At 72.6% G+C, this 25,917-nt stretch carries 16 protein-coding genes; 6 read left to right on the plus strand and 10 right to left on the minus strand.

Features of this window, described 5'->3' with window-relative positions:
* Positions 1–51 precede the first annotated feature (51 nt).
* The 4 genes from ACH4FH_RS30405 to ACH4FH_RS30420 are packed head-to-tail and all read right to left on the minus strand — an operon-like array spanning position 52 to position 5,856.
* Positions 52–1,206 carry an acyl-CoA dehydrogenase family protein gene (locus tag ACH4FH_RS30405; protein ID WP_398559153.1) on the minus strand — a complete coding sequence of 385 codons (1,155 nt, stop codon included), beginning with the start codon at positions 1,204–1,206 and terminating at the stop codon, positions 52–54.
* 5 nt (positions 1,207–1,211) lie between these two features.
* Complete coding sequence (locus ACH4FH_RS30410) at positions 1,212–2,153, minus strand: hydroxymethylglutaryl-CoA lyase (RefSeq protein WP_398559154.1); 942 nt, start codon at positions 2,151–2,153, stop codon at positions 1,212–1,214.
* Positions 2,150–4,207 (minus strand): biotin carboxylase N-terminal domain-containing protein, encoded by a 2,058-nt coding sequence (locus ACH4FH_RS30415; RefSeq protein WP_398559155.1) that lies wholly within the window; start codon positions 4,205–4,207, stop codon positions 2,150–2,152. The genes ACH4FH_RS30410 and ACH4FH_RS30415 overlap by 4 nt, the downstream gene beginning before the upstream one ends.
* 17 nt (positions 4,208–4,224) lie before the next feature.
* Positions 4,225–5,856, minus strand: coding sequence for a carboxyl transferase domain-containing protein (locus ACH4FH_RS30420; RefSeq protein WP_398559156.1), 1,632 nt, complete (start codon positions 5,854–5,856; stop codon positions 4,225–4,227).
* Between the two features lie 133 nt (positions 5,857–5,989).
* Here ACH4FH_RS30420 and ACH4FH_RS30425 point away from each other — a divergent pair, with 133 nt between their 5' ends.
* The 3 genes from ACH4FH_RS30425 (at position 5,990) to ACH4FH_RS30435 (ending at position 8,933) form a co-directional block, all read left to right on the plus strand.
* Positions 5,990–6,616, plus strand: a complete 627-nt coding sequence (locus ACH4FH_RS30425; RefSeq protein ID WP_398559157.1) for a TetR/AcrR family transcriptional regulator — start codon at positions 5,990–5,992, stop codon at positions 6,614–6,616.
* A 195-nt stretch (positions 6,617–6,811) separates the two neighbouring features.
* Positions 6,812–7,969 (plus strand): acyl-CoA dehydrogenase family protein, encoded by a 1,158-nt coding sequence (locus tag ACH4FH_RS30430; RefSeq protein ID WP_398559158.1) that lies wholly within the window; start codon positions 6,812–6,814, stop codon positions 7,967–7,969.
* A 46-nt stretch (positions 7,970–8,015) separates the two neighbouring features.
* Positions 8,016–8,933 (plus strand): acyl-CoA thioesterase, encoded by a 918-nt coding sequence (locus ACH4FH_RS30435; protein ID WP_398559159.1) that lies wholly within the window; start codon positions 8,016–8,018, stop codon positions 8,931–8,933.
* A 27-nt stretch (positions 8,934–8,960) separates the two neighbouring features.
* On the opposite strand, the gene ACH4FH_RS30440 is transcribed toward ACH4FH_RS30435, so the two are convergent.
* Entirely contained in the window at positions 8,961–9,758 is a 798-nt protein-coding gene (locus ACH4FH_RS30440; protein WP_398559160.1) for a phosphatase, read from the minus strand.
* 316 nt (positions 9,759–10,074) lie between these two features.
* Here ACH4FH_RS30440 and speB point away from each other — a divergent pair, with 316 nt between their 5' ends.
* The gene (gene speB / locus ACH4FH_RS30445; RefSeq protein WP_398559161.1) at positions 10,075–11,043 is read left to right on the plus strand and encodes an agmatinase; all 969 of its coding nucleotides are present in this window, start codon (positions 10,075–10,077) and stop codon (positions 11,041–11,043) included.
* 150 nt (positions 11,044–11,193) lie between these two features.
* On the opposite strand, the gene ACH4FH_RS30450 is transcribed toward speB, so the two are convergent.
* The 5 genes from ACH4FH_RS30450 to ACH4FH_RS30470 form a co-directional block, all read right to left on the minus strand.
* Complete coding sequence (locus ACH4FH_RS30450; protein WP_398559162.1) at positions 11,194–12,207, minus strand: SUKH-4 family immunity protein; 1,014 nt, start codon at positions 12,205–12,207, stop codon at positions 11,194–11,196.
* A gap of 60 nt (positions 12,208–12,267) precedes the next feature.
* Positions 12,268–14,985 (minus strand): SUKH-4 family immunity protein, encoded by a 2,718-nt coding sequence (locus ACH4FH_RS30455; protein WP_398559163.1) that lies wholly within the window; start codon positions 14,983–14,985, stop codon positions 12,268–12,270.
* A gap of 26 nt (positions 14,986–15,011) precedes the next feature.
* Complete coding sequence (locus ACH4FH_RS30460; protein ID WP_398559164.1) at positions 15,012–19,898, minus strand: toxin glutamine deamidase domain-containing protein; 4,887 nt, start codon at positions 19,896–19,898, stop codon at positions 15,012–15,014.
* Between the two features lie 60 nt (positions 19,899–19,958).
* Positions 19,959–20,345: a hypothetical protein gene (locus ACH4FH_RS30465; protein WP_398559165.1), complete on the minus strand. Its 387-nt coding sequence runs from the start codon at positions 20,343–20,345 to the stop codon at positions 19,959–19,961.
* Between the two features lie 243 nt (positions 20,346–20,588).
* A complete protein-coding gene (locus ACH4FH_RS30470; protein ID WP_398559166.1) occupies positions 20,589–22,373 on the minus strand; it encodes a helix-turn-helix domain-containing protein in 1,785 nt (594 codons plus the stop codon).
* A gap of 194 nt (positions 22,374–22,567) precedes the next feature.
* Here ACH4FH_RS30470 and ACH4FH_RS30475 point away from each other — a divergent pair, with 194 nt between their 5' ends.
* Both ACH4FH_RS30475 and ACH4FH_RS30480 read left to right on the plus strand, forming a co-directional pair.
* On the plus strand, positions 22,568–24,109 hold the full coding sequence (locus ACH4FH_RS30475) for a sodium:solute symporter (protein ID WP_398559167.1): 1,542 nt from the start codon (positions 22,568–22,570) through the stop codon (positions 24,107–24,109).
* 103 nt (positions 24,110–24,212) lie between these two features.
* On the plus strand, positions 24,213–25,904 hold the full coding sequence (locus ACH4FH_RS30480; RefSeq protein WP_398559168.1) for a thiamine pyrophosphate-binding protein: 1,692 nt from the start codon (positions 24,213–24,215) through the stop codon (positions 25,902–25,904).
* The last annotated feature ends 13 nt before the right edge of the window (positions 25,905–25,917 follow it).

Genomic DNA, 25,917 nt, shown 5'->3' on the forward strand with positions numbered 1-25,917 from the left:
GCTTGCCCGCCCGGCCGGCCCGGCAGCGCCGAGCCGGCCGTGGAGCGCTCGCTACACCCCCAACTCCCGTGCGATCAGCATCCGCTGGACCTCGCTCGTGCCCTCGCCGATCTCCAGGATCTTGGAGTCGCGCCACATGCGGGCGACCGGGTACTCGTTCATGAAGCCGTAGCCGCCGTGGATCTGGGTGGCCTCACGGGCGTTGGTGACGGCGATCTCCGAGGAGTACAGCTTGGCGATGGCGGCCTCCTTCTTGAAGGGCTCGCCGTGCACCAGGCGGGACGCGGCGTCCCGCCAGGCCAGCCGGGAGGTGTGGGCGCGCATCTCCATGTCGGCGAGCTTGAACTGGATCGCCTGGTTGCTGCCGATCGGCCTGCCGAAGGCGTGCCGCTCCCCGGCGTACTTCACCGACTCGTCGACGCAGCCCTGTGCGAGACCGGTGGCCAGCGCCGCGATGGCGATCCGGCCCTCGTCGAGGATGCGCAGGAACTGCGCGTATCCGCGGCCCTCCTCGCCCAGGAGGTTGGCGGCCGGTACGCGGACGTCGGAGAAGGACAGCTCGCGGGTGTCGGAGGCGTTCCAGCCGACCTTGGAGTACGGGGCGCCGACGGTGAAGCCGGGGGTGCCGGCCGGCACGATGATCGCCGAGATCTGCGGGCGGCCGTCCTCCTTGCGGCCGGTGACGGCGGTGACGGTGACCAGGCCGGTGATGTCCGTACCGGAGTTGGTGATGAAGCACTTGGTGCCGTTGATCACCCACTCGTCGCCCTCGCGCACCGCGGTGGTGCGGGTGCCGCCGGCGTCCGAGCCGCCGTCGGGCTCGGTCAGGCCGAACGCGCCGAGCATCTCGCCGCCGCACAGCCGCGGCAGCCACTCGCGCTTCTGCTCCGCCGTGCCGAAGTGGTAGATCGGCATGGCACCCAGCGAGACACCGGCCTCCAGGGTGATGGCCACCGAGGAGTCGACGCGGGCCAGTTCCTCAAGGGCGATGCCGAGCGCGAGGTAGTCGCCGCCCATGCCGCCGTACTCCTCGGAGAACGGCAGGCCGAACAGGCCCATCCGGCCCATCTCGCGGACGATCTCGTACGGGAATTCGTGGCGCTCGTAGAAGTCGCCGATCTTCGGGGCGACCACGTCGTGCGCGAACGCCTCGACCGTACGCCGGAGTTCTTCCAGCTCGGAGGGGAGGCGGTGGTCCAGGGACATGGGGGTCACTCCTTGTGGGAGAGGGCGCGGACGGTGCGGGAGGGGCTCGGGCGGCCCAGGGTTTCGGCCATCCACACGGAGGTGGCGGTCAGCCGCTCCAGGTCGACACCGGTCTCGATGCCGAGGCCGTGCAGCATCCACACGAGGTCTTCGGTGGCGAGATTGCCGGTGGCGCTCTTGGCGTACGGGCAGCCGCCGAGGCCGCCCGCCGAGGCGTCGACGGTGGTGACGCCGTGCCGGAGCGCGGCGAGGGTGTTGGCGAGGGCCTGCCCGTAGGTGTCGTGGAAGTGGACGCCCAGCCGGGAGGTGGCCATGCCGGCCTCGTTGAGGCAGGTGAGGAGCTTGTGGACGTGGCCGGGGGTGGCGACGCCGATGGTGTCGCCCAGGCTCAGTTCGTCGCAGCCGAGGTCGGTCAGCGCGCGGCAGACCCTGACCACCTGCGCGACGGGCACCGGGCCCTCCCAGGGATCGCCGAAGCACATCGAGAGGTAGCCGCGTACGTGCAGCCCGGCGTCCTTCGCCCGCTCCACGACGGGCGCGAACATCGCCAGCGCCTCGTCGACCGTGCGGTTGAGGTTGGCCTTGGCGAACGACTCGGTGGCGCTGGCGAACACCGCGATCCGGCGGGCGCCCAGGGCGAGCGCGCGGTCCAGGCCGCGCTCGTTGGGCACCAGGACCGGCAGCCGGTGCGCGTCGATGTCCCCGAGCAGCGGGAACAGGCCCTCGGCGTCGGCGAGTTGGGGCACCCATTTGGGGTGCACGAAGCTGGTGGCCTCGACCGTCGGCAGCCCCGCGTCGGCGAGCCGGTGGATGAACTCGGCCTTGATCTCGGTGGGGACGACCGACGCCTCGTTCTGCAGGCCGTCGCGGGCGCCGACCTCATGGATACGGACGCGGCCGGGCAGCCCCTCGGCGGGGACCTCCATCGGCAGTCCTGCCGCGGTCATGATGCGCTCTCCTGCTCACCGTCGGGGGAGGTCCGCGGGACGTCCTGATCACTCTCGTGCGGAGCGACGACGGCCAGGATCTGGTCCATGGCCACCGTCGTGCCCGCGGTGACGTCCAGCTCGGTGACGGTCCCGGCGTGCGGCGCGGTGATGACGTGCTCCATCTTCATCGCCTCCACCACCAGCAGGCCCTGACCTGCGACGACGTCATCGCCGACGGCCACCTTCACGACGGTGACGGTGCCCGGCATGGGGGCGCTGAGGGCGTCCGCGCCGTGTGCTCCGGCGGCTCCGCGCAGCGTCGCCGCCACCGGGTCGTGGTCCTGGACGTGCCAGGAGTCGCCGTCCCGGCCGAGCCAGTCGCCGCTGCGGTGGAAGGTGTGCAGCACGTCGTCGACGGTCACCCGGACGAGGTCCGGCTCGACCTGCCAGGTGCGCTCGCCGCGCGGGGCCGGCCGCAGGTCGTACGCCACCGGGTCGTGTCCGGCGACCTTGAGCCAGTGCCGGGTCGGGGCGGGCTCGCCACCGAGCCGGAAGCCGGTCGGGGCGGCGAACGGGTCGCGCCAGCCGCCGTCGGCGGTCGCCGGTTCCAGGGCGGCCTGGCGCACCGCGGCGGCCGCGGCGTACACCTCGGCGGGCACCTCGCCGTCGACCAGCCCTGCCGCCTCGCGCTCCACCAGTCCGGTGTCCAGCTCGCCGGACACCACGTCCGGATGGGCCAGCAGACGGCGCAGGAAACCGGCGTTGGTGGTCACGCCGAGCGTGCGGGTCTCGGCCAGCGCGGCGCGCAGGGTGCGCAGCGCGGACGCGCGGTCCGGGCCGTGGGCGATGACCTTGGAGAGCATCGGGTCGTAGAGGCTGCCGACCTCCGCGCCCCGCGAAAGGCCGGAGTCGGTGCGCACACTGCCGAGCCGGCGGCTCCCGTCGGGCAGGGGGGATCCCCACGCGCTCTGCGGCTCGTGCAGCGCGAGGACCGTGCCGCCGGTCGGCAGGAAGTCGCGTGTCGGGTCCTCGGCGCAGATCCGGGCCTCGACGGCGTGCCCGGTGAAGGTGATGTCCTCCTGGCGGAACGGCAGCCGCTCGCCCGCCGCGACCCGCAGCTGCCACTCCACCAGGTCGAGGCCGGTGATGAGCTCGGTCACCGGGTGCTCGACCTGGAGGCGGGTGTTCATCTCCATGAAGCAGTACGCGGACGGGTCCTTGCCCGGGACGATGAACTCGACCGTGCCGGCGCCGCGGTAGCCGCAGGAGCGGGCCGCCTGCACGGCCGCCTCGCCCATCGCGGCGCGGGTGGCCTCGTCCAGCAGCACCGAGGGAGCCTCCTCGATCACCTTCTGGTGACGCCGCTGCAGCGAGCACTCCCGCTCGCCGAGGTGGAGGACGTTGCCGTGGCCGTCCGCGAGCACCTGGATCTCGATGTGCCGGGGGCGGTCGATCCAGCGCTCGACGAGCAGGGTGTCGTCGCCGAAGGAGCCGCGGGCCTCACGGCGGGCCGCGGCGATCTCGTCGGCGAGCATCGAGGCGTCACGGACCAGCCGCATGCCCTTGCCGCCGCCGCCCGCGGACGGCTTGAGCAGGACGGGCATGCCGATCTCCCGTGCCGCGGCGGCCAGTTCGGCGTCGCTGAGACCGCTGCCGGAGGAGCCCGGCACGACCGGTACGCCGGCTGTGCGCACCGTCTCCTTGGCGCGGATCTTGTCGCCCATCAGAGCGATGGCCTCGGCGGACGGGCCGATGAAGACCAGCCCGGCGTCCGCGCAGGCCCGCGCGAAGCCGGCGTTCTCGGCGAGGAAGCCGTAGCCGGGGTGGACCGCCTGCGCCCCGCTGCGCGCCGCGGCTGCCAGCAGCCGGTCGACGCAGAGATAGCTCTCGGAGGCCGGCGCGGGGCCGAGCCGTACCGCGGTGTCGGCCTCGCGCACGTGCCGGGCGTCGGCGTCGGCGTCGCTGAAGACCGCGACCGAGCGGATGCCCAGGGCGCGCAGCGTGCGGATGACGCGGACCGCGATCTCGCCGCGGTTGGCGACCAGGACCGTGTCGAACATCGTCGTGGACATACCTTTGGACATCCCTCTCACATCCGGAAGACGCCGTAGCCGGTGGCCGCGCCGTCCCGTTCGGGGACCGGCGCGTTGGCGCAGGCGGTGAGCGCCAGTCCCAGCACCTGCCGGGTCTCCAGCGGATCGATCACGCCGTCGTCCCACAGCCGGGCGGTCGCGTAGTAGGCGTTGCCCTGGGTGTCGTACTGCTCGCGGATCGGGTCCTTGAAGGCGTCCTCGTCCGCCGCGCTCCACTCCTCGCCGCGCGCCTCCAACTGGTCGCGCTTGACGGTGGCGAGGACGGAGGCGGCCTGCTCGCCGCCCATCACCGAGATCTTGGCGTTCGGCCACATCCACAGGAAGCGGGGGGAGTAGGCCCGGCCGCACATGGAGTAGTTGCCCGCGCCGTAGGAGCCGCCGATGACGACCGTCAGCTTGGGCACGCGGGTGCAGGCGACCGCGGTCACCATCTTCGCGCCGTGCTTGGCGATGCCGCCCGCCTCGTAGGAGCGGCCGACCATGAAGCCGGAGATGTTCTGGAGGAACAGCAGCGGGATGCCGCGCTGATCGCACAGCTCGATGAAGTGGGCGCCCTTCTGGGCGGATTCGGAGAACAGGATGCCGTTGTTGGCGACGATGCCGACCGGGTGGCCGTGCAGATGCGCGAAGCCGGTGACCAGGGTCGTGCCGTACTCGGCCTTGAACTCCGCGAAGCGGGAGCCGTCGACGAGCCGGGCGATGACCTCGCGGACGTCGTAGGGGGTACGGGAGTCGGCGGGCACCGCGCCGTAGAGGCCGGCCGGATCGACCTTCGGCTCCTCGACGGGCCGCACCGACCACGGCAGCGGGCCGCGGTCGCCGAGGGTGGAGACGATGGTGCGCACGATGCGCAGGGCGTGCGCGTCGTCCTCGGCGAGGTGGTCGGTGACGCCGGAGGTCTTGGCGTGCACCTCACCGCCGCCCAGCTCCTCGGCGGTGACGACCTCGCCGGTGGCGGCCTTCACCAGCGGCGGGCCGCCCAGGAAGATCGTGCCCTGGTCGCGCACGATGACGGCCTCGTCGCTCATCGCCGGGACGTAGGCACCGCCGGCGGTGCAGGACCCGAGCACGGCCGCGATCTGCGGGATGCCCGCGCCGGACAGCCGCGCCTGGTTGTAGAAGATCCGGCCGAAGTGATCGCGGTCGGGGAAGACCTCGTCCTGCATCGGGAGGAAGGCCCCGCCGGAGTCCACCAGATACAGGCACGGCAGGTGGTTCTCCAGGGCGATCTCCTGCGCCCGCAGATGCTTCTTGACGGTCATCGGGTAGTAGGTGCCGCCCTTGACCGTGGCGTCGTTGGCGACGATCACCGTCTCGCGGCCGGAGACCCGGCCGATCCCGGCGATCACCCCGGCGGCGGGCGCGCCCCCGCCGTACATCCCGTCGGCGGCCAGCGGCGCCAGCTCCAGCAGCGGCGACCCGGGGTCCAGGAGGGCGTCCACCCGCTCCCGCGGCAGCAGCTTGCCGCGCGCGGTGTGCCGCGCCCTGGCCTTCTCGCCGCCGCCCAGCCGGGCCGCAGCGAGCTTCTCGCGCAGCCGGGCGGTCAGCTCGCGGTGCGCGGCCTCGTTGGCCCGCCAGGAGTCGGACGCCGGATCGGCGGCACTCCCCAGCACCGGTGCCTGCTCCATCAGTACGAGCCCCCTTGCTCGGTCACCTGCCGTGGCCGCCACGGTGTGCGGGGCGACGGCACGTTGTTAATGGGCGTTAACCTCATTTCCTTCAGGTTAACGAGCACTAACCCGGCTGTCTACAATTGACGGCATGAACAATGCGCATGCGCCCGCCGCGACCAGCCGCCGCGAGCAGATCCTCAAAGAGGCGGCCCGGCTCTTCGCGGAGCGCGGCTTCCACGGCGTCGGGGTGGACGAGATAGGGGCGGCCGTGGGCATCTCGGGCCCCGGCCTCTACCGCCACTTCGCCGGCAAGGACGCGATGCTCGCCGAACTCCTGGTCGGGATCAGCGAGCGGCTGCTGGACGGCGGGCGGATGCGGGTCGCGGAGGGCGGCGAGAGCCCCGAGGCGGTGCTGGACGCGCTGATCGACGGCCATATCGACTTCGCGCTGGACGACCGCCCGCTGATCACCGTCCACGACCGTGAGCTGGACCGGCTGCGGGAGGCCGACCGCAAGCGGGTACGGCAGCTGCAGCGGCAGTACGTGGAGCTGTGGGTGGAGGTCGTGCGCCGGGTGCACCCCGGCTCGTCCGAGGCGCAGGCGCGCGCTTCCGTGCACGCCGTCTTCGGCCTGCTGAACTCCACCCCGCACCTGGGCAGGCCGGGCGCGCTGCCGGGCCGTACCGAAATGGCGGAACTGCTGCACCGGCTGGCGCTGGGGGCGTTCGGCGCGGTGGCCGCGGACCCCGTGGCGGTCGTAGCGGCGGGGGCGTAGGCGGCGGAGAGGGGGCCGCCGGCCGCCCGGAGCCCTTCGGGCCGGTGCGGCGGGTTCCCGGTGGAGACGTGTCGCATGCCGCACCGCGGACCGGGCGATACCTCTGGACAGTCCTGGTGACCGGCCGGTAGCTTTCGCTGACGAGAGAGCTGAGCAAGCGCTTAGCCATTTGCGGCGGTCAAGGAGGCCATGGGCATGCGTCGTACGGTGTTCAACGAGGATCACGAGGCGTTCCGCGACACCATCCGCGCCTTCATAGAGGCCGAGGTCGTCCCCGTCTACGACGAGTGGTACGCCGCCGGGCAGGCGCCCCGCGACTTCTACGACAAGCTCGGTGAGCTGGGCGTCTTCGGTATCCGGGTCCCCGAGGAGTACGGCGGCGCCGGTATCGAATCGCACAAGTTCGAGGCCGTGATGTACGAGGAGACCGCCCGCGCGGGCGTGACCTTCGGCGGTTCCGGCGTGCACGTGCTGCTCGGTCTGCCGTACATCGAGATGCTCGCCACCGACGAGCAGAAGAAGCGCTTCCTGCCGAAGTTCGTCAGCGGCGAGGAGATGTGGGCGCTGGCGATGACCGAGCCGGGCACCGGCTCCGACGTCGCGGGCATGAAGACCACCGCGAAGCTGTCGGACGACGGTACGCACTACGTCCTCAACGGCGCCAAGACCTTCATCACCGGCGGCGTGCACGCCGACCGCGTCATCGTCTGCGCCCGCACCGCCGCCCCCCGCGAGGACGACCGCCGGTTCGGCATCTCCCTCTTCGCCGTGGACACCAAGGCCCCGGGCTACTCCGTCGGCCGCAAGCTGGACAAGCTCGGCCTGAAGGTCTCCGACACCGCCGAACTGGCCTTCGTCGACGTCAAGGTCGCGGCGGAGGACCTGCTCGGCGAGGAGAACAAGGGCTTCGGCTACCTGGGCCACAACCTCGCTTCCGAGCGCTGGGGCATCGCCTTCGGCGCCTACGCGCAGGCCAAGGCCGCCGTCCGGTTCGCCAAGGAGTACGTGCAGGAGCGCACCGTCTTCGGCAAGCCCGTCGCCGCCTTCCAGAACACCAAGTTCGAGCTGGCCGCCTGCCAGGCCGAGGTGGACGCCGCCGAGGCCGTCGCCGACCGCGCCCTGGAAGCCCTCGACGCGGGCGAGCTGACCGCGGCCGAGGCCGCCTCCGCCAAGCTCTTCACCACCGAGGTCGCCCACCGCGTCATCGACAAGTGCCTCCAGCTGCACGGCGGTTACGGCTACATGAACGAGTACCCGATCGCCCGCCTGTACGCCGACAACCGCGTCAACCGCATCTACGGCGGCACCAGCGAGGTCATGAAGACGATCATCGCCAAGAACATGGGCCTGTGAGCCGGTAGCGCCCGTATCACCGAGCCCTGAGCGAAAGCGCACGCACGTGAACGAAGCCCTGCGGTCCCTGCTCGACCTGCTCGACCTGGAGCGGATCGAGCAGGACATCTTCCGCGGCCTGAGCCGCGCCGCGGTCGTGCCGCGGGTCTTCGGCGGGCAGGTCGCCGCCCAGGCGCTGGTGGCGGCCGGGCGGACGGTCCCTGCCGACCGCCCGCCGCACTCCCTGCACGCGTACTTCCTGCGGCCGGGCGACCCCGGCGCCCCGATCGTCTACACGGTCGACCGGATCCGTGACGGACGCTCCTTCACCACCCGCAGGGTGGTCGCCGTCCAGCACGGGCAGCCGATCTTCCACCTCTCCGCGTCGTTCCAGATCCACGAGGAGGGGCTGGAGCACCAGGAGCCGATGCCCAAGGCGCCCGACCCGCTGACGCTGCCCACCGCCGCCGAGATGCTGCCCCGCCACGCCGACAGGTTCGTCGAGCCGGGCGTCGTCGAGCGGCTGCTGGAGGCGCGTGCCGCGGTCGACCTGCGGTATGTCGACGAGCCGCCGTTCGGCAGCGTCGGCGAGGCTCGCGAGCCGCGCTCGCAGGTCTGGTTCCGTACCAACGGCGCGCTCGACGCGGCCGTCAGGGAAGCCGGCGCCGACGGCGAGGACGCCCTCACCCGGCCCCTGCTGGACATCTGCCTGGTCACCTACGTCTCCGACATGACCCTGCTGGACTCGGTGCTGCTCGCGCACGGCCGGGGCGGCTGGGCGGTCGGCGATGTGGTCGGCGCGAGCCTGGACCACGCGATGTGGTTCCACCGGCCGCTGCGCGCCGACGACTGGCTGCTGTACGACCAGGAGTCCCCCACCGCCCAGGGCGGCCGGGGACTCGGCAAGGGCCGTATCTTCACCGCCGACGGGGAGTTGGCCGTCTCGGTGATCCAGGAAGGCGTGATCCGGGTACCCCGCCCGTAGCCGCGGCCGTGGTGGGGCCGCTGGTGGTCAGCGCAGACCGGCGGCGTTCAGCAGGTAGGCGGTCAGCGGGTCGTAGTGGCGCGGGCTCAGCACGTGGTCGTCCAGCGGGATCGTCACCTGGAGGGTGCCCTCGGCCTCGCCCAGGAACAGCGCCGGGTCGTTGGAGTCCGCGAAGCCCACCGCTTCGATGCCGCGCTGGCCGGCGCAGCCCGCCCAGCCGTGGTCGGCCATCACCAGATCGGGCAGCGGCTGCCCCGCACGCTCCAGGCCGTCCAGGATCGCGGCCATCGGCGCGGGGGAGTGGGTGTGCCACAGCGTGGCACCGCGCTCCAACATCGCCACATCGGCGAACTGGAAGACCATGCCGTCGTCCGCCTGCAACCCCTCCGGGATGACGACGATGTCGCAGCCCTTCGCGCGCAGCGCCTCGGCCGTCGCACGGTGCACATCCAGCAGCCCGCCCGGGTGGCCGGTCGCGAAGAGCACCCGCTGCCGGTCGGCCGCCGCCTTGCGCAGCACCGCGGCGGCGCGGTCCAGCGCGTCCACCGTCAGCTCGGGGTCGATGGTGTCCTGCCCCTGCCGGTGGTGCGGGTCGTCGTTCACGCCGCAGCGCTCGGCCATCACCGCGAGCACGTCCTGCTCGTCGCTCCACCGGTCGCCCAGCTCCAGCCCGAGCCAGTAGTGGCGGTCACCGTTGGCGAGCTTGCGGTAGTGGGAGAGGTTGTTCTCGCGGGGGGTGGCGACGTCACCGGCGATCCGGGTCCGGACGAGATGGTCGACGAGTTCGGCGCGGGTGGGGGCTGCGGCGGCAGAGGCTATCGGCATAGCGCCATTGTGCCCGTACCGATCTCCCGGGGCGGCGGAGTTCCGCAGCGCGGACAGCGGGACAGCGGGACAGCGGGACAGCGGGACAGCGGGACAGCGGGACAGCGGGACAGCGGGACAGCGGGACAGCGGGACAGCGGGACAGCTGGACAGCGAGACTGCGGGACTGGGGTCGGCGCCCGCGGCCGGCGGCGACGGCAGGGCGGGCGGCAGGCCGGGCGGTGGGCGTCCGATTGGCCAAAACGTCGAACGCCTCTCGCCCCGTCCCCGGAAATGTCCATGTGCGGATCTCGCGGGCCTCCCTAATGTCAGCCTCATGACCACCGCATCCAGTGGGCCCGTCGGCCCCGTCGACTCCTCCCGCATCCCGCGCTATGCCGGTCCGGCGACCTTCGCCCGGCTGCCCCGCCTCGACGAGGTCTCCCGGGCCGATGTGGCCGTCGTCGGTGTCCCCTTCGACTCGGGGGTCTCCTACCGGCCCGGCGCGCGCTTCGGCGGCAACGCCATCCGGGAGGCGTCCCGTCTGCTGCGCCCGTACAACCCGGCCCAGGACGCGTCCCCGTTCGCCCTCGCCCAGGTCGCGGACGCCGGTGACATCGCGGCCAACCCCTTCAACATCAACGAGGCGGTGGAGACCGTCGAGGCCGCCGCCGACGACCTCCTGGGCACCGGAGCCCGGCTGATGACCCTGGGCGGCGACCACACCATCGCCCTCCCGCTGCTGCGTTCCGTCGCCAAGAAGCACGGCCCGGTCGCCCTGCTCCACTTCGACGCCCACCTGGACACCTGGGACACGTACTTCGGCGCCGAGTACACCCACGGCACGCCGTTCCGCCGCGCCGTCGAGGAGGGCATCCTCGACACCTCCGCGCTCTCCCACGTCGGTACCCGCGGCCCGCTGTACGGCAAGAAGGACCTCGACGAGGACGAGAAGATGGGCTTCGGCATCGTCACCTCGGCGGACGTCATGCGCCGCGGCGTCGACGAGGTGGCCGACCAGCTCCGCCAGCGCATCGGCGACCGCCCGCTCTACATCTCCATCGACATCGACGTCCTGGACCCGGCGCACGCCCCCGGTACCGGAACGCCCGAGGCCGGCGGCCTCACCTCCCGCGAACTGCTGGAGATCCTGCGGGGCCTGGCGTCCTGCCACCTCGTCTCCGCCGACCTGGTCGAGGTCGCCCCGGCCTACGACCACGCGGAGATGACGTCGGTGGCCGCCTCGCACACCGCCTACGAGCTGACCACGATCATGTCGCGGCAGATCGCGGCGGCGCGGGGCTGACCCCGGCGCGCACGATGCGACGCCACTCGCCGGGCCCCGCCGTGTGCGGCGCCCGGCGAGTGCTTTTCGGGTGAGTGAGTCCGGCGGGCCGTGCTTCGACGGCCCGCCGCTGTCAGTGCCCGCGCCGGGACGCGGGCCCGCCCGGGGCCGTCACAGCAGCCCGTCCCACATCTGCTCCACGACCATGGACCACCAGCGGTTGGGCCCGCCGAGGCTCTGCGGGTCGAGAGAGGCCAGCTCCCGCTGGAAGCGGGCGGTGTCCTGCGCGGCGCCGATCGGACTCAGCTGCCTGCGCCCCTCCCAGCGGCTCTGCAGCAGGGCCAGGGAACGGGCGAAGGAGCCGAGGTCGGAATTGACGAACGACGCCCAGCCCGACCGCAGTTCCACCGCCCAGACCTTGCCGGTCCCCGGCTCGACGCAGATCTCCCGCCCGCAGTCGTCACCGATCCGGACGTAGCCGTACTCGTCGTACGACTCCTTGAGGTGCGGCTTGAGGGGCTCGCCGCGCAGCTCCGCGAGGCGTGGCAGCTCCACCGCTGCCGGCTCCTCCGCCGGCAGCCGGAAGAAGGGCGCGAAGCGGGCCGGCAGCCCGGCCTGGGTGAGCACGCCGAGCGCGTCCGGCGGCAGCGGGCCGTCCTGGAGTTCCTCGGCGTCGCGGCGGGTGAGCGCCCCCTCGCCGAACGCGGCGAGCACCTCGGCGGCGACCTCGGACACCGAAGGGGCGGGCGGCGCCGCGGCCTCCGGCCTCGGCGGGAGCGGCAGCCGCCCCGGGCGGGCCGCGAGGGGCCTGCCCTCGCGCCGCGCCAGGTCGGCGGCGTGCTGGTGGAGCGCCTCCTGGCCCTTGTCCCGGGAACGGGCGTCCGTCCCGTACTCCACCGTGTGACTGACCTTGACCCGCGGCCAAGAACGGACGATCAGCGCGGCGCAGTTCCCCCCGGGGAGGGCGCAGGGCTGCAACTCGCTGTACAGCTCCAGGACGTCCTCGGGGGCGATGCCCCGCTGCGCGAGGTGGTCCACCAACTGCCACTCGGGGTGCGGGCGTCCGGGGCCGCTGCGGGCCAGCTGGGTCGCCTCCGACCCGTCACGGTCGCGGAAGCGGCACACCGCGGTGTAGCCGATGCCGGTGCCCAGCGGCACCCCGTCGTAACTGTCATCGCTGCTCATCTGGAGAGTCCTCTTACCCGTCGTCGGCAGCCCGCGTCGGACCGCGGCCGCTTCTGCGCGTCAATCGAGAATGTAGGTGCTGTCACTGACGAGCCGAGGCCACAGGGTGGCCAGTGCGCCCTTCCCCGCACGGCGTGTGCACGCGGGGTCGATCCGGCCGAGCTGCCCCAGGATGTGCTCCCGGAACTCCTCCGCTTCGTGATCGTCACGCGCCTTCGAGGTGAGGACCGCCTTCAGCGCGACCGTCCAGCAGCGCAGAAAGGCATCCAGCGAACTGTTGACCAGGCACACGAACTCGCCCGCCTCGGCCAGCAGAACGCGCCCCCCACCGTGCTCCACGCACAGCTGCATCCCCTCGTCGCCCACGAAGCCGATGACGGAGGCGCCGGGCCAGGGGGCCTGCCCGGGGGACGCCTCGCCGGGGGCGTCCTCGCCGCCGCCCAGCAGCGGCAGCGTCGGCACGAAGCGTTCCACGCCCTCGAACCAGAACTCGGACGCCGGCAGGCCGACATCGGTGAGCAGGCGCGCGGTGTCGGGCAGCGACGCCAGCGGGCCGAGGCGCGCGGGATCGGCGCGCACCGGCCTGCCGACCACGGCGAACAGCGACTCCAGATGCTCCGGAGCCAGCGCGGAGCCGCCCCACAGGGCGTCGTCCACGAGCACCCACGAGGAGCGCCGGCGCGGTCGCTGCGGGAGTGCCCGCTGCCCCCCGCGGCCCTGCGCCACATCGATGAGCATCATCCCGCTGCGCCCGAGCAGCAACGCGCGCTCGCCGGACAGCGGATGCACCTCCCCGGCATGCTCCTCGGGGCAGACCAGCGCGGTGGTGTCGAGGGACTCGTCACCGACCGGGCGCACCCCGACCCAGCCGTCGATGTCGTCCAGCACGATTTCCACCGGCCCGCTCCGGGCCGACGCGTCCTTCGCGGGCTCCTCCGAGGCCTCCGGAGGCTCCGTCGACGCGTCGCCGACGGGAGAGCCGTCAGCGAGCACCCACCACTGGTAGAGCCCGCTCAGCTCGCCGCGGGTGCAGAACTGCTCGGCCCCCTCCACGCTGCGCCAGCCGTGCAGTTCCACCGGGCCGGGCCATTCGCTGTCGAAGTCCGCCGGGTCGAAGGCTCCCAGCGGCCGCCAGTGCGCCCAGTGGGTGCGCCAGACCCGGGGCACGCCTAGCCGCTGCTGCCAGTCCAGCAGAGCGGTGTCGCCGCAGACCGCGGCGGTCAGGCCCAGGCGCGCGGCGTGCTCCGAGACATGGCCGGTGCGCGGTCCGACGTAGAGCCGGTGCGCCTGTACGAGGGCCCGACGGCGCGCGCGCAGCTCCGGCCTGAGCGACCGGTCGGCGTGGCTGTCCGCGTCCTCGAAGGACGGCAGGTCCAGCAGGAACGCCACGGCCGGGTCGGCGATCCACTCGTCGAGGACGCCCCCCGAGGCGGCGTGGGCCAGCCCGGGGCCGAGCGCGTACTCGGCCTCCGGCGAGAGCGACTGCCCGCCCGCGGCGGCGCGTTCGGCGTCGGTGAGCACCTCGTCCGGGGCCAGCGCTGTCGCGATCGTGCGCTGCAAGCCGGGCAGGGCCTGGCCGTACGAGCGACGGACGGCGGCGGCGAGGGCGGGGTCGCGCAGCCGCAGGTGCCGGACGGGCGCGCTCACGGCACCCTGTGCACCGGGGGTCGCCGGGCTGCCGGAGTCCTCCGCGCCCGCCTCCTCCCCGGGGGGACCGTCGGTGACGACCTCCTCCGTGACGAAGGCGGCCGCTGCCTGGACCACGCGGTCGAGCGCCGCCTCGGACGTCCGTTGTCCGCTGAGCGCCGACACGGCACGGGCCGCTAGCGATACCGGCATGCCCGGCTCCGCCTCGGCCAGCGCCACCGGGGTGAGCGCGGTGCCCACGTCGTCGGCGGCCTCCTCGAAGGAGTTGAGGAAGAAGCGCCAGGCCGCTTCGAGTGTCGTCGGCAGTGTCTCCGACGTGTCCGGTGCCCACACCTCTTCCCTGGCCCGCAGGTCCAGGGAAATCGTCTCGGCCAGCAGGAAGTTGGGCCAGGAACTGCGGGTGACGGCTTCCGCGACGGCCTCGGCGGCCGCGGGGTCGGCCTCGCTGTACGCGGAGCCGTTGACCCGCAGGAGGCCGGTGACCCAATGCTGGAACGCGGCACGGTCCGGTGCGAAGGCGGGGCTGTCCAGATCTATGAGCGCATGGGCGGGCAACTTGGCCCGGCGCACCAGCTGTTCGGCCTCCTCGCGGGGCAGGTCGAGGAGCAGCCGGAGAGGCTCGGCGCCGTCCCCCACGCGCTTGCGGGTCACGTCGCCCTGCCGCACCAGTGGCAGCAGGACGTCCTCGGTCAGCCGCTCCGGTACCCGGCTCAGCGCCGTCCGGCCGGCCCGCGCCGTGTCCAGCAGCGCGACGGTGAAGGGGGTGCCGCGTCGCTTCGCCGCCCGGTAGAGCAGCGGCGCGGGAAACCAAGTTCCCTCGGGGAAGGGGCCGGTGGGCTCATTTCCCGGCAGCAGGGACCGCTCGACCTCCGCCGCGATCTCCCGCTGCGTACGCCCCCGCGCGTCCAGCACGAGGTCGAAGGCGTCGGGCGGCGGGGGAGGCGCGACGGACTGGTCGACGAACGCGCGCGCGTCCGTGTCGGCCGCCATCGCCAGCCATGCCAAGAGCCAGCTCTTCCCGCAGCCGGGGGCGCCCGTGACGATCCGCACATGGTCGTCGGGCGCCTCGGAGGCGAGCCAGGTGACCAGCGCATGCGCTGCGGTCGAGCGGCCTACCAGGCGAAATTCCATGGTCCGCAACCTTACTAGCCGTTCGACTACTCGTCGTCGGAGTCCGCCGGGCCCATGCCCGCGGGGTGCTCGCGGGAGTCGTCATCCAAGATCTCGCCTCGGCGTGCCTTGAGATCCTTGAGGTGCTCCCGCATCTTCTGCGAACCCGTGCCGTCATCCGGATGCGGCAGGGTGTGCGTCGTCGGCACCTTGCCGAAGACGCGGTACATCAGGGCCGCACAGCCCTTCTGCGCACAGGGCGCCCGCTCGGTGTAGACCTCCATGAGACGAATGCGCTGGCCGGGGTCCAGGGTCGACTGCATGTGCTGGAGATACTCGACCGCGGCCCGTTCGGAGTGCTTCGACTTGCCCGTCCAGGGCTGGTCGTCGACCTTGTTGACGGCTCCGGTGGTGCCGAAGCTGCGCGCCAGCATCACGTATTCCTGGGTCCCGGGCTCCACGACGTACCTGAACGCCGCGTAGTTCGCGGAGGGTGACATGCCGAAGTTGTTCTTGCCGCTGTGCTGGTCGGCGGCGGAGTCGGGCACCGCGTACTGCTGGAAGAACTCGTGGTCGAGCCGCGCGCGCTCGACCATCCGGCCCAGATCGCCGTCGTCCCAGTCCCGTTCCTGCGATCCGACGAGATCCTGCGCCTCGGCCGCGGTGAACTTGCTGGTGTCCGGTTCGTCACGGAGCCGGCCGTCGTGTTCGTCGTCCGAACCGTCGGCGTCCTCCATGTCGGCGTCGGAGTCGGCGTCGGAGTCGGAGTCGGCGTCGGACTCGGAGTCGTGGTCCGCGTCCGGCATCTCGCTGTCGGCGTCGTCGTCGGTCTGGTCCGGATGCTTGTTGTTGTCGGTGCCCGCCGGTTCGGCCGGAGGCCGGCGCTCGCCGTCCGGATCGTCGTTGACGTCGTCGCGCTTGTCGTTGTCGTGCTTGTTGTCGTCGCGCGTGTCGTTGTCGTGCGCGGGGCCTTCGTTGTTGTTGTCGGGTGTCCGGTCCGGGTCGGCGGAGTCGTTGTCGGGCGTCCGGTCCTGCTGGGTGGGGTCGTTGTCGGGCGTCCGGTCCGGGTCGGCGGAGTCGTTGTCGGGCGTCCGGTCCTGCTGAGAGGGGTCGTTGTCGGCCGGCTCCGGGTGCGGTCGGCGCTCATTGTCCGAAGGCCGGCTGTCGTCGTCGGGGCGGTTGCTGTCCTCGGGACGGTTGGTGTCCGTGGTGCCGTCGTCGGGACGGTTGGTGTCCGTGGTCCCGTCGTTGGGCCGGTTGGTGTCCGAGGGTTGGGTGCGGTCCCCGGGCCGTTCGGCGTCACCGGGGCGCCGGTTGTCGCCCTGGTTCGCCGTCTCGCCGTCCGCGCGGCCGTCCGGAGTGGACGGCACCGGGCGGCGGTCGGAGTCGAGGGGGACGGCGAAGACGCCGTTGTCGCCGTTGTGGAGCGGCTGGTCGCTGCGTTGGCCGGTCTGGGAGTCGACGTAGGTGATTTTGCCGTTGTGGTTGACGGCGTTCCAGGCGTGGGCGCGGCCGTTGTTGTCCTGGGTGATGATGACGGCCTGTGAGCCGTGGCCGGAGTCGCGGAGCGTGTTTTCGAGGCGGTTGAAGGCGTCGGGGCCGTTGCCGTAGTCGTTGAAGCGGGCGCCGAGGGTGTTTTCGATGCGGTCGCGGCCGTTGTTCTCGCCGCGGTCGGAGGGGCTGCCGTCGGGGTTGGTGTCGGGGGTGCGTTGGGCGGCGGCGGTGGGGTTGCCGGAGTAGGTGTCGGCGGTGGCGAGGGCGGCGTCGACGCAGTTGTTGTTGCGGCCGGGGGCGTCGGGGCCGGGGCCGTTGATGGTGTCGACCCAGTTGCCGTCGTCGGGGTCCGGGTGACGCTGCGGATTGCCGTTCTCGTCCTTGGGGACGCTGTCGGCCACCTGGTTCTGGTGCTCGTCGGTGGGACCTTCGAGACCGCCCGGCTGCTCGCGGTTACGGGTTTCGGAGGCCGGGGTGGGGTCGCCGGAGTCGCTGTCGCTGTCGCTGTCGCGGTCGCTGTCGTTCGTTGCGTCCGTGGTGTCCGAGGGGGTGTTGCGGTTGTCCGTGTCGTTGTCGGCCGGGTCGCTCTCGGGGCTGTTCCGGTCGGTGCCGGAGTCCTCGTCGGTGGCGTTGTCCTGGTCCGGACGGTCGTCCTGGTCGGTGGCGTTGTCCTGGTCCGGCTGCTGCTCGGGGCGGTCGTCGGTCGCCGTGTCCTCGGAGGGCCGGTTCCGCGGGTCGTCCGAGCCCTGCTCGGGGCGCGGCGAATCCTGCTCCGGACGCGCGGGGTCCTGCTCGGGGCGGTCGTTCCGGGGCCGGTCCTGCGGACGCTGCTGGTCGGTGTCGCGCGGAGGCCGCTGCGAGGGGAGTTGAGTGTCCGGACGGCTCGTGTCCGGACGGTTGGTGCCCGGGCGGTTGGAGTCGGGGCCGTCGAGGCGGGGGTTGTAGGCGGGGCGGTCGGGGCGGCGCTGTTGGGTGATGTCGTGGATGGGCTGGGTGCCGTCGGGACGGCGGTTGGACGGTGGGGTGCCCGTACCGCCGTTGCCATTGCCGGTGGGGGGTGTGGTGCCGCGTGGTGGGGCGGTGGGGGGTGTGGCGGTGGCGGTGTTGCCTTGGGGCGGCATGGGGCCGCCCATCATGGGGGCGGCGTTCTGCGGCGTGTTCTGGGGGTTCTGCTGGGATGGAGCGCCGGGTGTGGTGGGGGTGTTGGGGTCCGCCGTGTGCTGGGTGGGCGGGGGCGCCGTCATGGTGTCCGCGGACTGGGTGGTGACGGTGGTGTCGTCGGCGGGCGAGGGGTCGCGTTGGCCGAGAGGTGGGCCGGAGGAGGTGTGGGGGGTGGAGGCGCCTTGGGAGGGGACGCTGACGTGAGGCGTGGAGGTGCGTCCGCTGCCACCGGTGTTGTCCCCGTTGCCGTTCCCGTTCCCGTTGCCGGTGTTGTTGCTGTCCCCGTTGTGAGGGCCGGCGTTGGGGCTGGAGGTGTCGCTGGTGGTGGGCGGGTTGCCGGCCACCGGGTCGGGCGTGGACGACGGCTGGTCGGGCCGGGAGGACGGCTGGTCGGGGGTGGCCGACGGCTGCGGGGAGGGCGCGTTATCCGGGCGCGAAGTCCCGTCCGAAGCAGGCGAGTTGGACTGGTGGCCGCTCGACTGGTCCGGGCCCGGCGAGGAACGGTCCGGCCCGGCGTCGGGCGTCGGGGCCGCATCGGGGCGCGCGGAGGGGTCGGAGGCCGGCTGCGTACTGGTGGCGTCCGGGTTGGGGCGGGCGTTGTCCGGGGTGTTGTCGGGGGTGGGCTGGGTGCTCACCGTGTCCGGGTTCGGGCGGGCGTTGTCCGGGGTGTTGTCGGGCGTCGGTTGGGTGCTCGCCGCATCAGGTGAGGAACCCGAGTCCGGTGCGGGGCGTGAGTCCGGCGTGGCGCCGGTGTCAGGTGTGGCACCGGTATTCGGTGTGCTGCCCGAGTCAGGGGAGTTGCCCGTGCCTGGTGTACTGCCCGAGTCAGGGGAGTTGCCTGCGCCCGGAGCGCTGCTGGAATCGGGTGTGGTTCCCGAGTTCGGTGTGCTGCTCGCGTCCGGTGTGGTGGAGCCGGCGTAGGGGCTGTTGTTGCCGCCCTGGTAGCCCTCGTCGAAGGGCGAACGCTGCTCCGGCGGGGGCAGGGGCCGACTCTCAGGGGTGTTCCCGGAGTTCGAGCCGGGGGTGGAGCCCGTCGAACCGTCGGACGTACCGGCCGGGCCGCTGGTGGAAGGCGCGCCGTCGGAGGCGGTGGACGAAGGGGAGCCCCCTCCGTCGCCGGCTCGACCGCCCGAGCCGCTTCCGCCGCCCGAGCCACTTCCGGTACCCACGCCGCTGCCGGGACCGCTCCCGTTCCCGGACGTGCCGCTGCCGCTGTCCGTACCGCTACCGCTACCGCTTCCGGACGTGCCACCGTCTGTACCGCTGCCGCTGCCGCTGCCGGACGCTCCCGAGCCACTGCCCGAGCCGCCACTGCCCGAGCCGCCGCTGTCGCCGCTGCCCGAACCGCTCCCGCTCCCGCTGCCCGAACCGCTCCCGCTGCTCGAACCGCTCCCGCTCCCGCTGCCCGAACCGCTCCCGCTCCCGCTGCCCGAACCGCTCCCGCTCCCGCTGCCCGAGCCGCTCCCGGAGGCGCTTTCGCTGCCGGTGCTGCTACTGCTGCCGCCGCTGCTGTCCGAGCCCCCTCCGCCGTGCCCGGCGGCCGAGTCCAGGCCGCCGCGCGCGTGCGCCCCGGCCCTGCCGCCCGCGCCGTCTCGCAGCGCCTCCGTGAAGGTCTGGCCGGAGTTCTTGGCGGCCTCGATGCCGGCATCCGCGCCGGTCTTGAGGCTGCGGTTGACGTCGAAGCCCTGCTGGGCCCCGAAGTTCATGTTCATGCCCTGTGCGATGGCGTCGGAGATCATCGCCTCCAGAGCGGAGACGGCGGGCTCCTTGAGGGTCTCCATGATCGCCTCGACCAGCGCCTCGCGTGCCTCCTTCAGCAGGCGGCGCACGATCACGCGGGTGAGCTGGGTGGCCCCTGCCGCACCGATTTCGGACAGGCCGAGAGTGAAGGGGGCCGCCGCCTGCGCCGCGATGATCTCGGCTGCGAGGATCGCTAACTGGGCGATCACCGCGACTTTCATCCCGATGATGATCCCGGCGCCCACGTCCAGCGCGATGGCGATCAGCTCGGCGGCCGTCCGTGCGTCGTCCAGATAGCCGGAGCCGGTCCCGGAGAACTTCTCCCAGGTCTTGCTGAATCCGTCGATGCTGTCGCCGGCGTTCTGCGAGAGGACGTTGCCGGCCGCGCTGACGCCCTCCGCCTGCAGTTGTTCGACCGCCGCCGCGAAGTCCCGCCACTGCTGGGCGGATTCCATCATCTTGTCCTCGTCGCCCGTCGGCCAGTCGTAGCCGAGCATCTCAAGGACCCATTCGAGCCAGTCGGGAAGCATGAGCGACATGACGGCGATCCCCCGTAGGACAGCAGAGCGAGGCGGAGAGGAGAGGAGAGTGCTGCAGGGTTACGCGGAGTGGGGCGACTTGAGACTTGCGATCGACGTGCTCTGGGCCTCGGCGTTCGCGATGTGCTGCTTCATCAGCGAGTCGTTGAAGTCCTCGTCGGCCTCATGGTTGTTGCCCATCGTGGTCAAGGCGCCGCCGATCTCCTGGAGCTTGGCGGCGAGATGCCCCATCGACTCGTACATGCCGTCGCGCAGACCTTCATAGACGACGCCGAACTTCGAACCGATGTCGTCGTCGCCCCACGGCGGGGTGCCCTGGCCCTCCAGGCCGGTCAGTCCGGTCTGGAGCTTGTCCACAGCTGTCTGATAGCGCTGGCCCACGCTGGTGAAGTCCTTGCCGCCCGCCTTGAGTGACGGTACGTCGGCCTGTAGTCCGTCCCCTGCCACAGCATCCCTCGTTTCAAGAGCTGGTCGTAACCATGTGGCGCCTGGCAAGTCTAGGCACGAGAGGCGGTCCGGCCTCAAGACGCCTTCTGTCACAGCCGTGTTACCGGTGCCGAGCGGTGTGCGATCCCCTCACCCGGCGCGTGCGGAGGACGGGCGACAACGCTGACATTAGACCGTCCCGGCGGGCGGCAGTGGAAAGTTGGTGAGCCCGGCGACTCCGGAGTGATGACGACCTGGTGGGCGTCACGGTTCCCGCGGTGTGCCGCGGTCGAGGGCGCGGAGGGCGAACCACAGCTCCATACGGACGTCGGGGTCGTCCAGATCGGTGTCGAGGAGGCTCGCGATACGGGTGATCCGCTGGCGGACGGTGTTGCGGTGGATGCCAAGGGCGGTCGCGGTGCGATCCCAATTACCGTGCAGCGAGAGCCAGTTGTGGAGAGTGGCGAGGAGGGGCGAGGAGCCCGCCAGCGGGGCAAGGAGGGCCTGGGCATGGTGGCGGGCGTCCGAGGGGGCGACGAGGGAGGTGATGCCGTGGGGGCCAGGGGTGCGGTGGTGTACGAGGGGGACGCGGCCGGCGAGGGCGCGTCGGAGGGCGGAGGCGGCGTGCCGGTCGGCGGCCGGCAGCTCGGTGACCGGGGCGGCTTCGCTGACGCCGAGAGTCCAGCCCGGGTGTCCGGTGACGTCGCGGTCGGCGGGGACGAGGGCGCGGAGGGCGGGGGACGCGGCGTGCGGTGCGGTGGGCCGCCCGGACCCGGCCTCGGCGCGGACCGGAGCCGTAGGGCCCGGTGTGGCGTTCGCTGTGGGGCAGCGGGCGACGAGGGGGGTGTGGAGGGCGGCGGCGAGGGCGGCGGGGGAAGCGGTCGTGTCGCGGCGCGGCTCGGCGTGCACGACGGTCCAGAGGGGGTGGCCCAGAAGCGGGCCGACCTGCGAGGGGTCGGCGCCGAGCAGTAGTTCGGCCAACGCGGCGGAGTGGTCCGTCCCGACCGGGCCCTGGCCCGAGGCCGGGCCGGTGATCAGGGAAAGGAGGACGGCGGCGACTCCCGCGATGGTGTGGGCGGGCGGGTCGAGGGGGTGCGCGGCGACCACGAGGGCCGGCGCCTCGCGACGGGGGCCGCGGCCGGTGAGGGCGTACGCGGTCAGGTGGGTGTCGGGCAGGGTGTCGGTCGCCGAGGACGGGCCGCCGCGGCCGACGATGCCGGCGAGGTGCGCGGCCGCGGCCCGGCAGGCGGCAGTGGGCGGGGGACCGGCCGTGCCGTGCTCGGTGCCGTCCGGGGAGAGCAGGGCGGTCCAGCCGTGCACATGGCGGGCCAGTGCGCGCAGGACGGCCGGTGCGGGATCGGCGCGGGCGGCAGCCGAGGCCAACGCCCGCTGGGCCTCGCTGAGCCGGGTCAGCTCGCGGTGCCTGGCCTCCGTCACGGCCTGCCAGACGGCGCTCTCCACGGCGGTGAACGGCGTGGCCGGGGGCACCTCGATCAGCGGCAGACCGTGCCGGTCGCAGGCGGCCACCAGGGCGCGGGGAACGGTGTCGTGCACCGGCGCGATCCCGAAGCCGAGCGCGGCGGCACCGGCGGCCACGGTCCGGGCGACGTAGCCGTCGAGATAGGCGTCGAGAGGGCCAGGGGGAAAGGCGTCGGGGGAGGCGGCGGGCGCGGGGGAGCGGGCGGTGCCGTCGGTGTCGGTGTCGGTGTCGGTCTCGGCGGCGGTGGTGCCGGTGCCGGGCCCGGAGCCGCTTGTGGGCCCCGCCTTCTCCTCCGTCCCGCCGGCCGCCTCCGCCAGGTGCATCCCCGCTGTGAGCAGCATCTCGCCGCCCAGGAGGTACGGCACCGGGTCCGCCATCTCCGAGGTGTGCACCCAGTGGATGACGACGCCTTCCCGCGGTCCCGCGATCTGCCGCAGGCCGAGGTCGGTGCGTGCGAGGAGGTCGGACAGCGCGACCGGCGGCGTCGAAGGCGGCACGTTGCGCGCGGCCTCAGGGGGTGCGGACGGGCCCGGTGACGGGTGCGGGTCCGGCGGCGTGGGCTGAGTCATGTGCGAACCATCCACTGAGGGAGCGGTGAGTGGAGGAAACGTACACTTCAGCGTCGACTTTCAGCCTCCTAGGGTCAACCCCCAAGACGAGACGCACGTACGGCACCCCTCCCCGTCACACCCCCGCCGCACCGCTCTCTCGCCCCCGTTCTGCGTTCCCCCTCTCCCCTCGGCGTTGCTGGAAGGGATGGCCCATGGCTGTCGACTACGCGGTGATCGTGCTCTACCTGGCCGGAATGCTCGCCATGGGCTGGTGGGGCATGCGGCGCGCCAAGTCCAAGAGCGAATTCCTGGTCGCCGGGCGCCGGCTCGGGCCCGCGATGTATTCGGGCACCATGGCCGCGATCGTGCTCGGCGGCGCGTCGACCATCGGCGGCGTCGGACTCGGCTACCAGTACGGGCTCTCCGGCGCGTGGATGGTCTTCACCATCGGTCTCGGGCTGCTGGCGCTGAGCATCTTCTTCTCGGCGCGGATCGCCCGGCTGAAGGTCTACACCGTCTCCGAGATGCTCGACCTGCGCTACGGCGGCTCGGCCGGGATCATCTCCGGCGTCGTGATGTGGGCGTACACGCTCATGCTGGCCGTGACCTCGACCATCGCCTACGCGACGATCTTCGATGTGCTCTTCGGCATGGACCGCACCCTCTCGATCGTGCTCGGCGGCGTGATCGTCGTCGCCTATTCGACGCTCGGCGGGATGTGGTCGATCACCCTCACCGACATGGTCCAGTTCGTCGTCAAGACCATCGGTGTGCTGCTGCTCCTGCTGCCCATCGCGGTGGTCAAGGCGGGCGGCTTCGCCGAGATGCGGGACCGGCTGCCGGACGACTACTTCGCGCCCCTGGGCATCGGCGGCCAGACCGTCTTCACCTACGTGCTCATCTACTCCTTCGGCATGCTGATCGGGCAGGACATCTGGCAGCGGGTGTTCACCGCACGCGGCGACAAGGTGGCGCGCCTGGGCGGCACCGCCGCCGGTACGTACTGTCTGGTCTACGCGGTGGCCGGCGCGGTCATCGGTACCGCGGCCAAGGTGCTCTACCCCCACTTGGGCAGCCCGGACGACGCGTTCGCGACGATCGTGAAGGACGCGCTGCCGATGGGGGTGCGCGGGCTGGTGCTGGCGGCGGCACTGTCCGCGGTGATGTCGACGTCGTCGGGAGCGCTGATCGCGTGCGCGACGGTCGCCAACAACGACATCTGGGCCCGGGTGAAGGGCTTCCTGGCGGCTCGGGGGGCGACGCCGGGCGGCCAGGACACGGGCCAAGACCCCGCTGACGGCCGGGGCGAGGAGGCGGCCGGCGGGTCCGACGAGGTGCGGGACAACCGCCTGTTCATCCTGCTCATGGGCGTCGCGGTGATCGTCATCGCGATCGCGCTCAACAACGTCGTCGAGGCGCTGACCCTCGCCTACAACGTCCTCGTCGGCGGCCTGCTGGTGCCCATTTTGGGCGGGCTGCTGTGGAAGCGCGGCAACGCCACCGGCGCCCTGGCCTCGGTCGCGGTGGGCGGCCTCACGGTGATCGGCTTGATGGCCACGCTCGGCGTCCTCGCCAACGAGCCGATCTACTACGGACTGCTGGCCTCGCTGGTGACGTACGTCGCCGTGAGCCTGGCCTCGAAGCCGACCGATCCCGCGGTGCTCACCGCCTGGCGTGCCCGGCTTGCCGGCGAGGCGGCGCCGGACGAGGCCGGCGAGGAGCCGGCGCCCTCGTCCGCGGCCCACGGCGTCTGAGCCGGCTCCCGGCCCGCGCCGCCCGCCTCACGCACCTCGTCCTCGCGCACCGTTCCGCGGTGCCGTTCCCCGCTCACCCTCCTCAGGAAGGCAGCACCTACCCATGAGCACCACCACCCCCACGGCGGCACCGCACCGGCGCAACGGCGGCGATCTGGTCGTCGAATCGCTGACCGCGCTCGGCGCGAGCACCGTCTTCGGGCTGCCGGGCCAGCATGCGCTCGGGGTGTTCGACGCGCTGCGCCGCTCCGCGCTGCGCTACGTCGGGCTGCGGGTGGAGAACAACGCGGGCTTCGCGGCCGACGCGTACGCCAGGACCACGCACGGGGTGGCGCCGCTGCTGGTCTCCACCGGGCCCGGGGCGCTGATGACGCTGGCCGCGCTCCAGGAGGCCGCCGCGGGCTCGGCCGCCGTCCTGGCCATCGGCAGCCAGGTGCCGCTGGCCGGCATCGGCGGCGGACGCCACGGCTATCTGCATGAACTCACCGACCAGAGCGCCGTGTTCCGGGGCGTGGTCAAGTCCGTCCACACCGCTCGGACGGCCTCGCAGATCCCGTCCGCGGTGGCCGCGGCCTGGGAATCGGCGCTGAGCGTGCCCCACGGGCCGGTGTGGCTGGAGATCCCCCAGGACGTGCTGCTGGCACCCGTCGAGGTGCCGCCTGTGGCGGAACTCCACGCCGTACCACGTGAGTTGACGCCACGGCCGGAGGTGACGGCGGAGGCCGCGCGGTGGCTGACGGAGGCCCGACGGCCGGTCATCCTGGCCGGCGGCGGCGTCGTGCGCGCCGGCGCCGAGGCGGAGTTGCTGGCGCTCGCCGAGCGGTTGCGGGCGCCGGTGGCCACGACGTTCGGCGGCAAGGGCGCCTTCCCGTGGGAGCATCCGCTCTCGCTCCGGTCCTGGCTGGAGGACCGCCACACGACGGAGTTCCTGGAGGACGCCGACACGCTGCTGGTGGTCGGTTCGGGGCTCGGCGAACTCTCCTCGAACTACCACACGTTCCGGCCCCGCGGCCGGGTCGTGCAGATCGAGGCGGACCTCGGCAAGCTGGAGTCGAACCATGCCGCGCTCGGCGTCCACGCGGACGCCCGGCCGGCCCTGGCCGCGCTGGTGAAGGAGGTGGCGGGCCGCCCGGTACGGGAGAGCGCCGACGGCGCGGCCTCCGCCCCGCAGGACGCGGTGGCGGACCTGCTGAAGAGGGTCCGGCAGCGTATCGACGGGCAGGGACTCGACCTGGAACAGCAGATCCTGGCCTCGGTGCGCGACGCGCTGCCCGACGACGCGGTCAGCTGCTGGGACATGACGATCCTGGCCTACTGGGCCTGGTCCGCGTTCGACGCGCGCCGCCCGAACGCGCTGCACTCCGCGCAGGGCTCCGGCGGCCTGGGCTACGGCTTTCCGGCGGCGCTCGGCGCGGCCGTCGCCGACCCCGACCGGCCGGTGCTCGCGGTCTCCGGCGACGGCGGCGCGATGTACTCGATCGCCGAGCTGGCCACCGCCCGGCAGTACGACCTGCCGGTCACCTGGCTCATCGTGGACGACGGCGGCTACGGCATCCTGCGGGAGTACATGACCGACGCGTTCGGCGAGGCGACCGCGACCGAGCTGGCCCGGCCGGACTTCGTGGCGCTGGCCGAGTCCTTCGGGGTGCCCGCGGTCCGTACGGATCCGGAGCGGCTGCGCGAGGACCTGGCGGCGGCGCTCGCGGAGCCGGGGCCCTCGGTGGTGGTGCTCCCCGCCCGGCTGCGGATGTTCGCGCCGACGCACCTCGACGAGGTACCGGCCGACGGCAGGTGACGCCGCTTCCCGC

The sequence above is a fragment of the Streptomyces sp. NPDC017993 genome (genome assembly GCF_044328065.1).
Taxonomy (GTDB): domain Bacteria; phylum Actinomycetota; class Actinomycetes; order Streptomycetales; family Streptomycetaceae; genus Streptomyces.

Bases quoted from the DNA above. Each gene is read 5' to 3' on its own strand.
- ACH4FH_RS30405 (WP_398559153.1), bottom strand. From the start codon at position 1,206: ATGTCCCTGGACCACCGCCTCCCCTCCGAGCTGGAAGAACTCCGGCGT.
- ACH4FH_RS30410 (WP_398559154.1), bottom strand. From the start codon at position 2,153: ATGACCGCGGCAGGACTGCCGATGGAGGTCCCCGCCGAGGGGCTGCCC.
- ACH4FH_RS30415 (WP_398559155.1), bottom strand. From the start codon at position 4,207: ATGTCCACGACGATGTTCGACACGGTCCTGGTCGCCAACCGCGGCGAG.
- ACH4FH_RS30420 (WP_398559156.1), bottom strand. From the start codon at position 5,856: ATGGAGCAGGCACCGGTGCTGGGGAGTGCCGCCGATCCGGCGTCCGAC.
- ACH4FH_RS30425 (WP_398559157.1), top strand. From the start codon at position 5,990: ATGAACAATGCGCATGCGCCCGCCGCGACCAGCCGCCGCGAGCAGATC.
- ACH4FH_RS30430 (WP_398559158.1), top strand. From the start codon at position 6,812: ATGCGTCGTACGGTGTTCAACGAGGATCACGAGGCGTTCCGCGACACC.
- ACH4FH_RS30440 (WP_398559160.1), bottom strand. From the start codon at position 9,758: ATGCCGATAGCCTCTGCCGCCGCAGCCCCCACCCGCGCCGAACTCGTC.
- speB (WP_398559161.1), top strand. From the start codon at position 10,075: ATGACCACCGCATCCAGTGGGCCCGTCGGCCCCGTCGACTCCTCCCGC.
- ACH4FH_RS30450 (WP_398559162.1), bottom strand. From the start codon at position 12,207: ATGAGCAGCGATGACAGTTACGACGGGGTGCCGCTGGGCACCGGCATC.
- ACH4FH_RS30455 (WP_398559163.1), bottom strand. From the start codon at position 14,985: ATGGAATTTCGCCTGGTAGGCCGCTCGACCGCAGCGCATGCGCTGGTC.
- ACH4FH_RS30460 (WP_398559164.1), bottom strand. From the start codon at position 19,898: ATGTCGCTCATGCTTCCCGACTGGCTCGAATGGGTCCTTGAGATGCTC.
- ACH4FH_RS30470 (WP_398559166.1), bottom strand. From the start codon at position 22,373: ATGACTCAGCCCACGCCGCCGGACCCGCACCCGTCACCGGGCCCGTCC.
- ACH4FH_RS30475 (WP_398559167.1), top strand. From the start codon at position 22,568: ATGGCTGTCGACTACGCGGTGATCGTGCTCTACCTGGCCGGAATGCTC.
- ACH4FH_RS30480 (WP_398559168.1), top strand. From the start codon at position 24,213: ATGAGCACCACCACCCCCACGGCGGCACCGCACCGGCGCAACGGCGGC.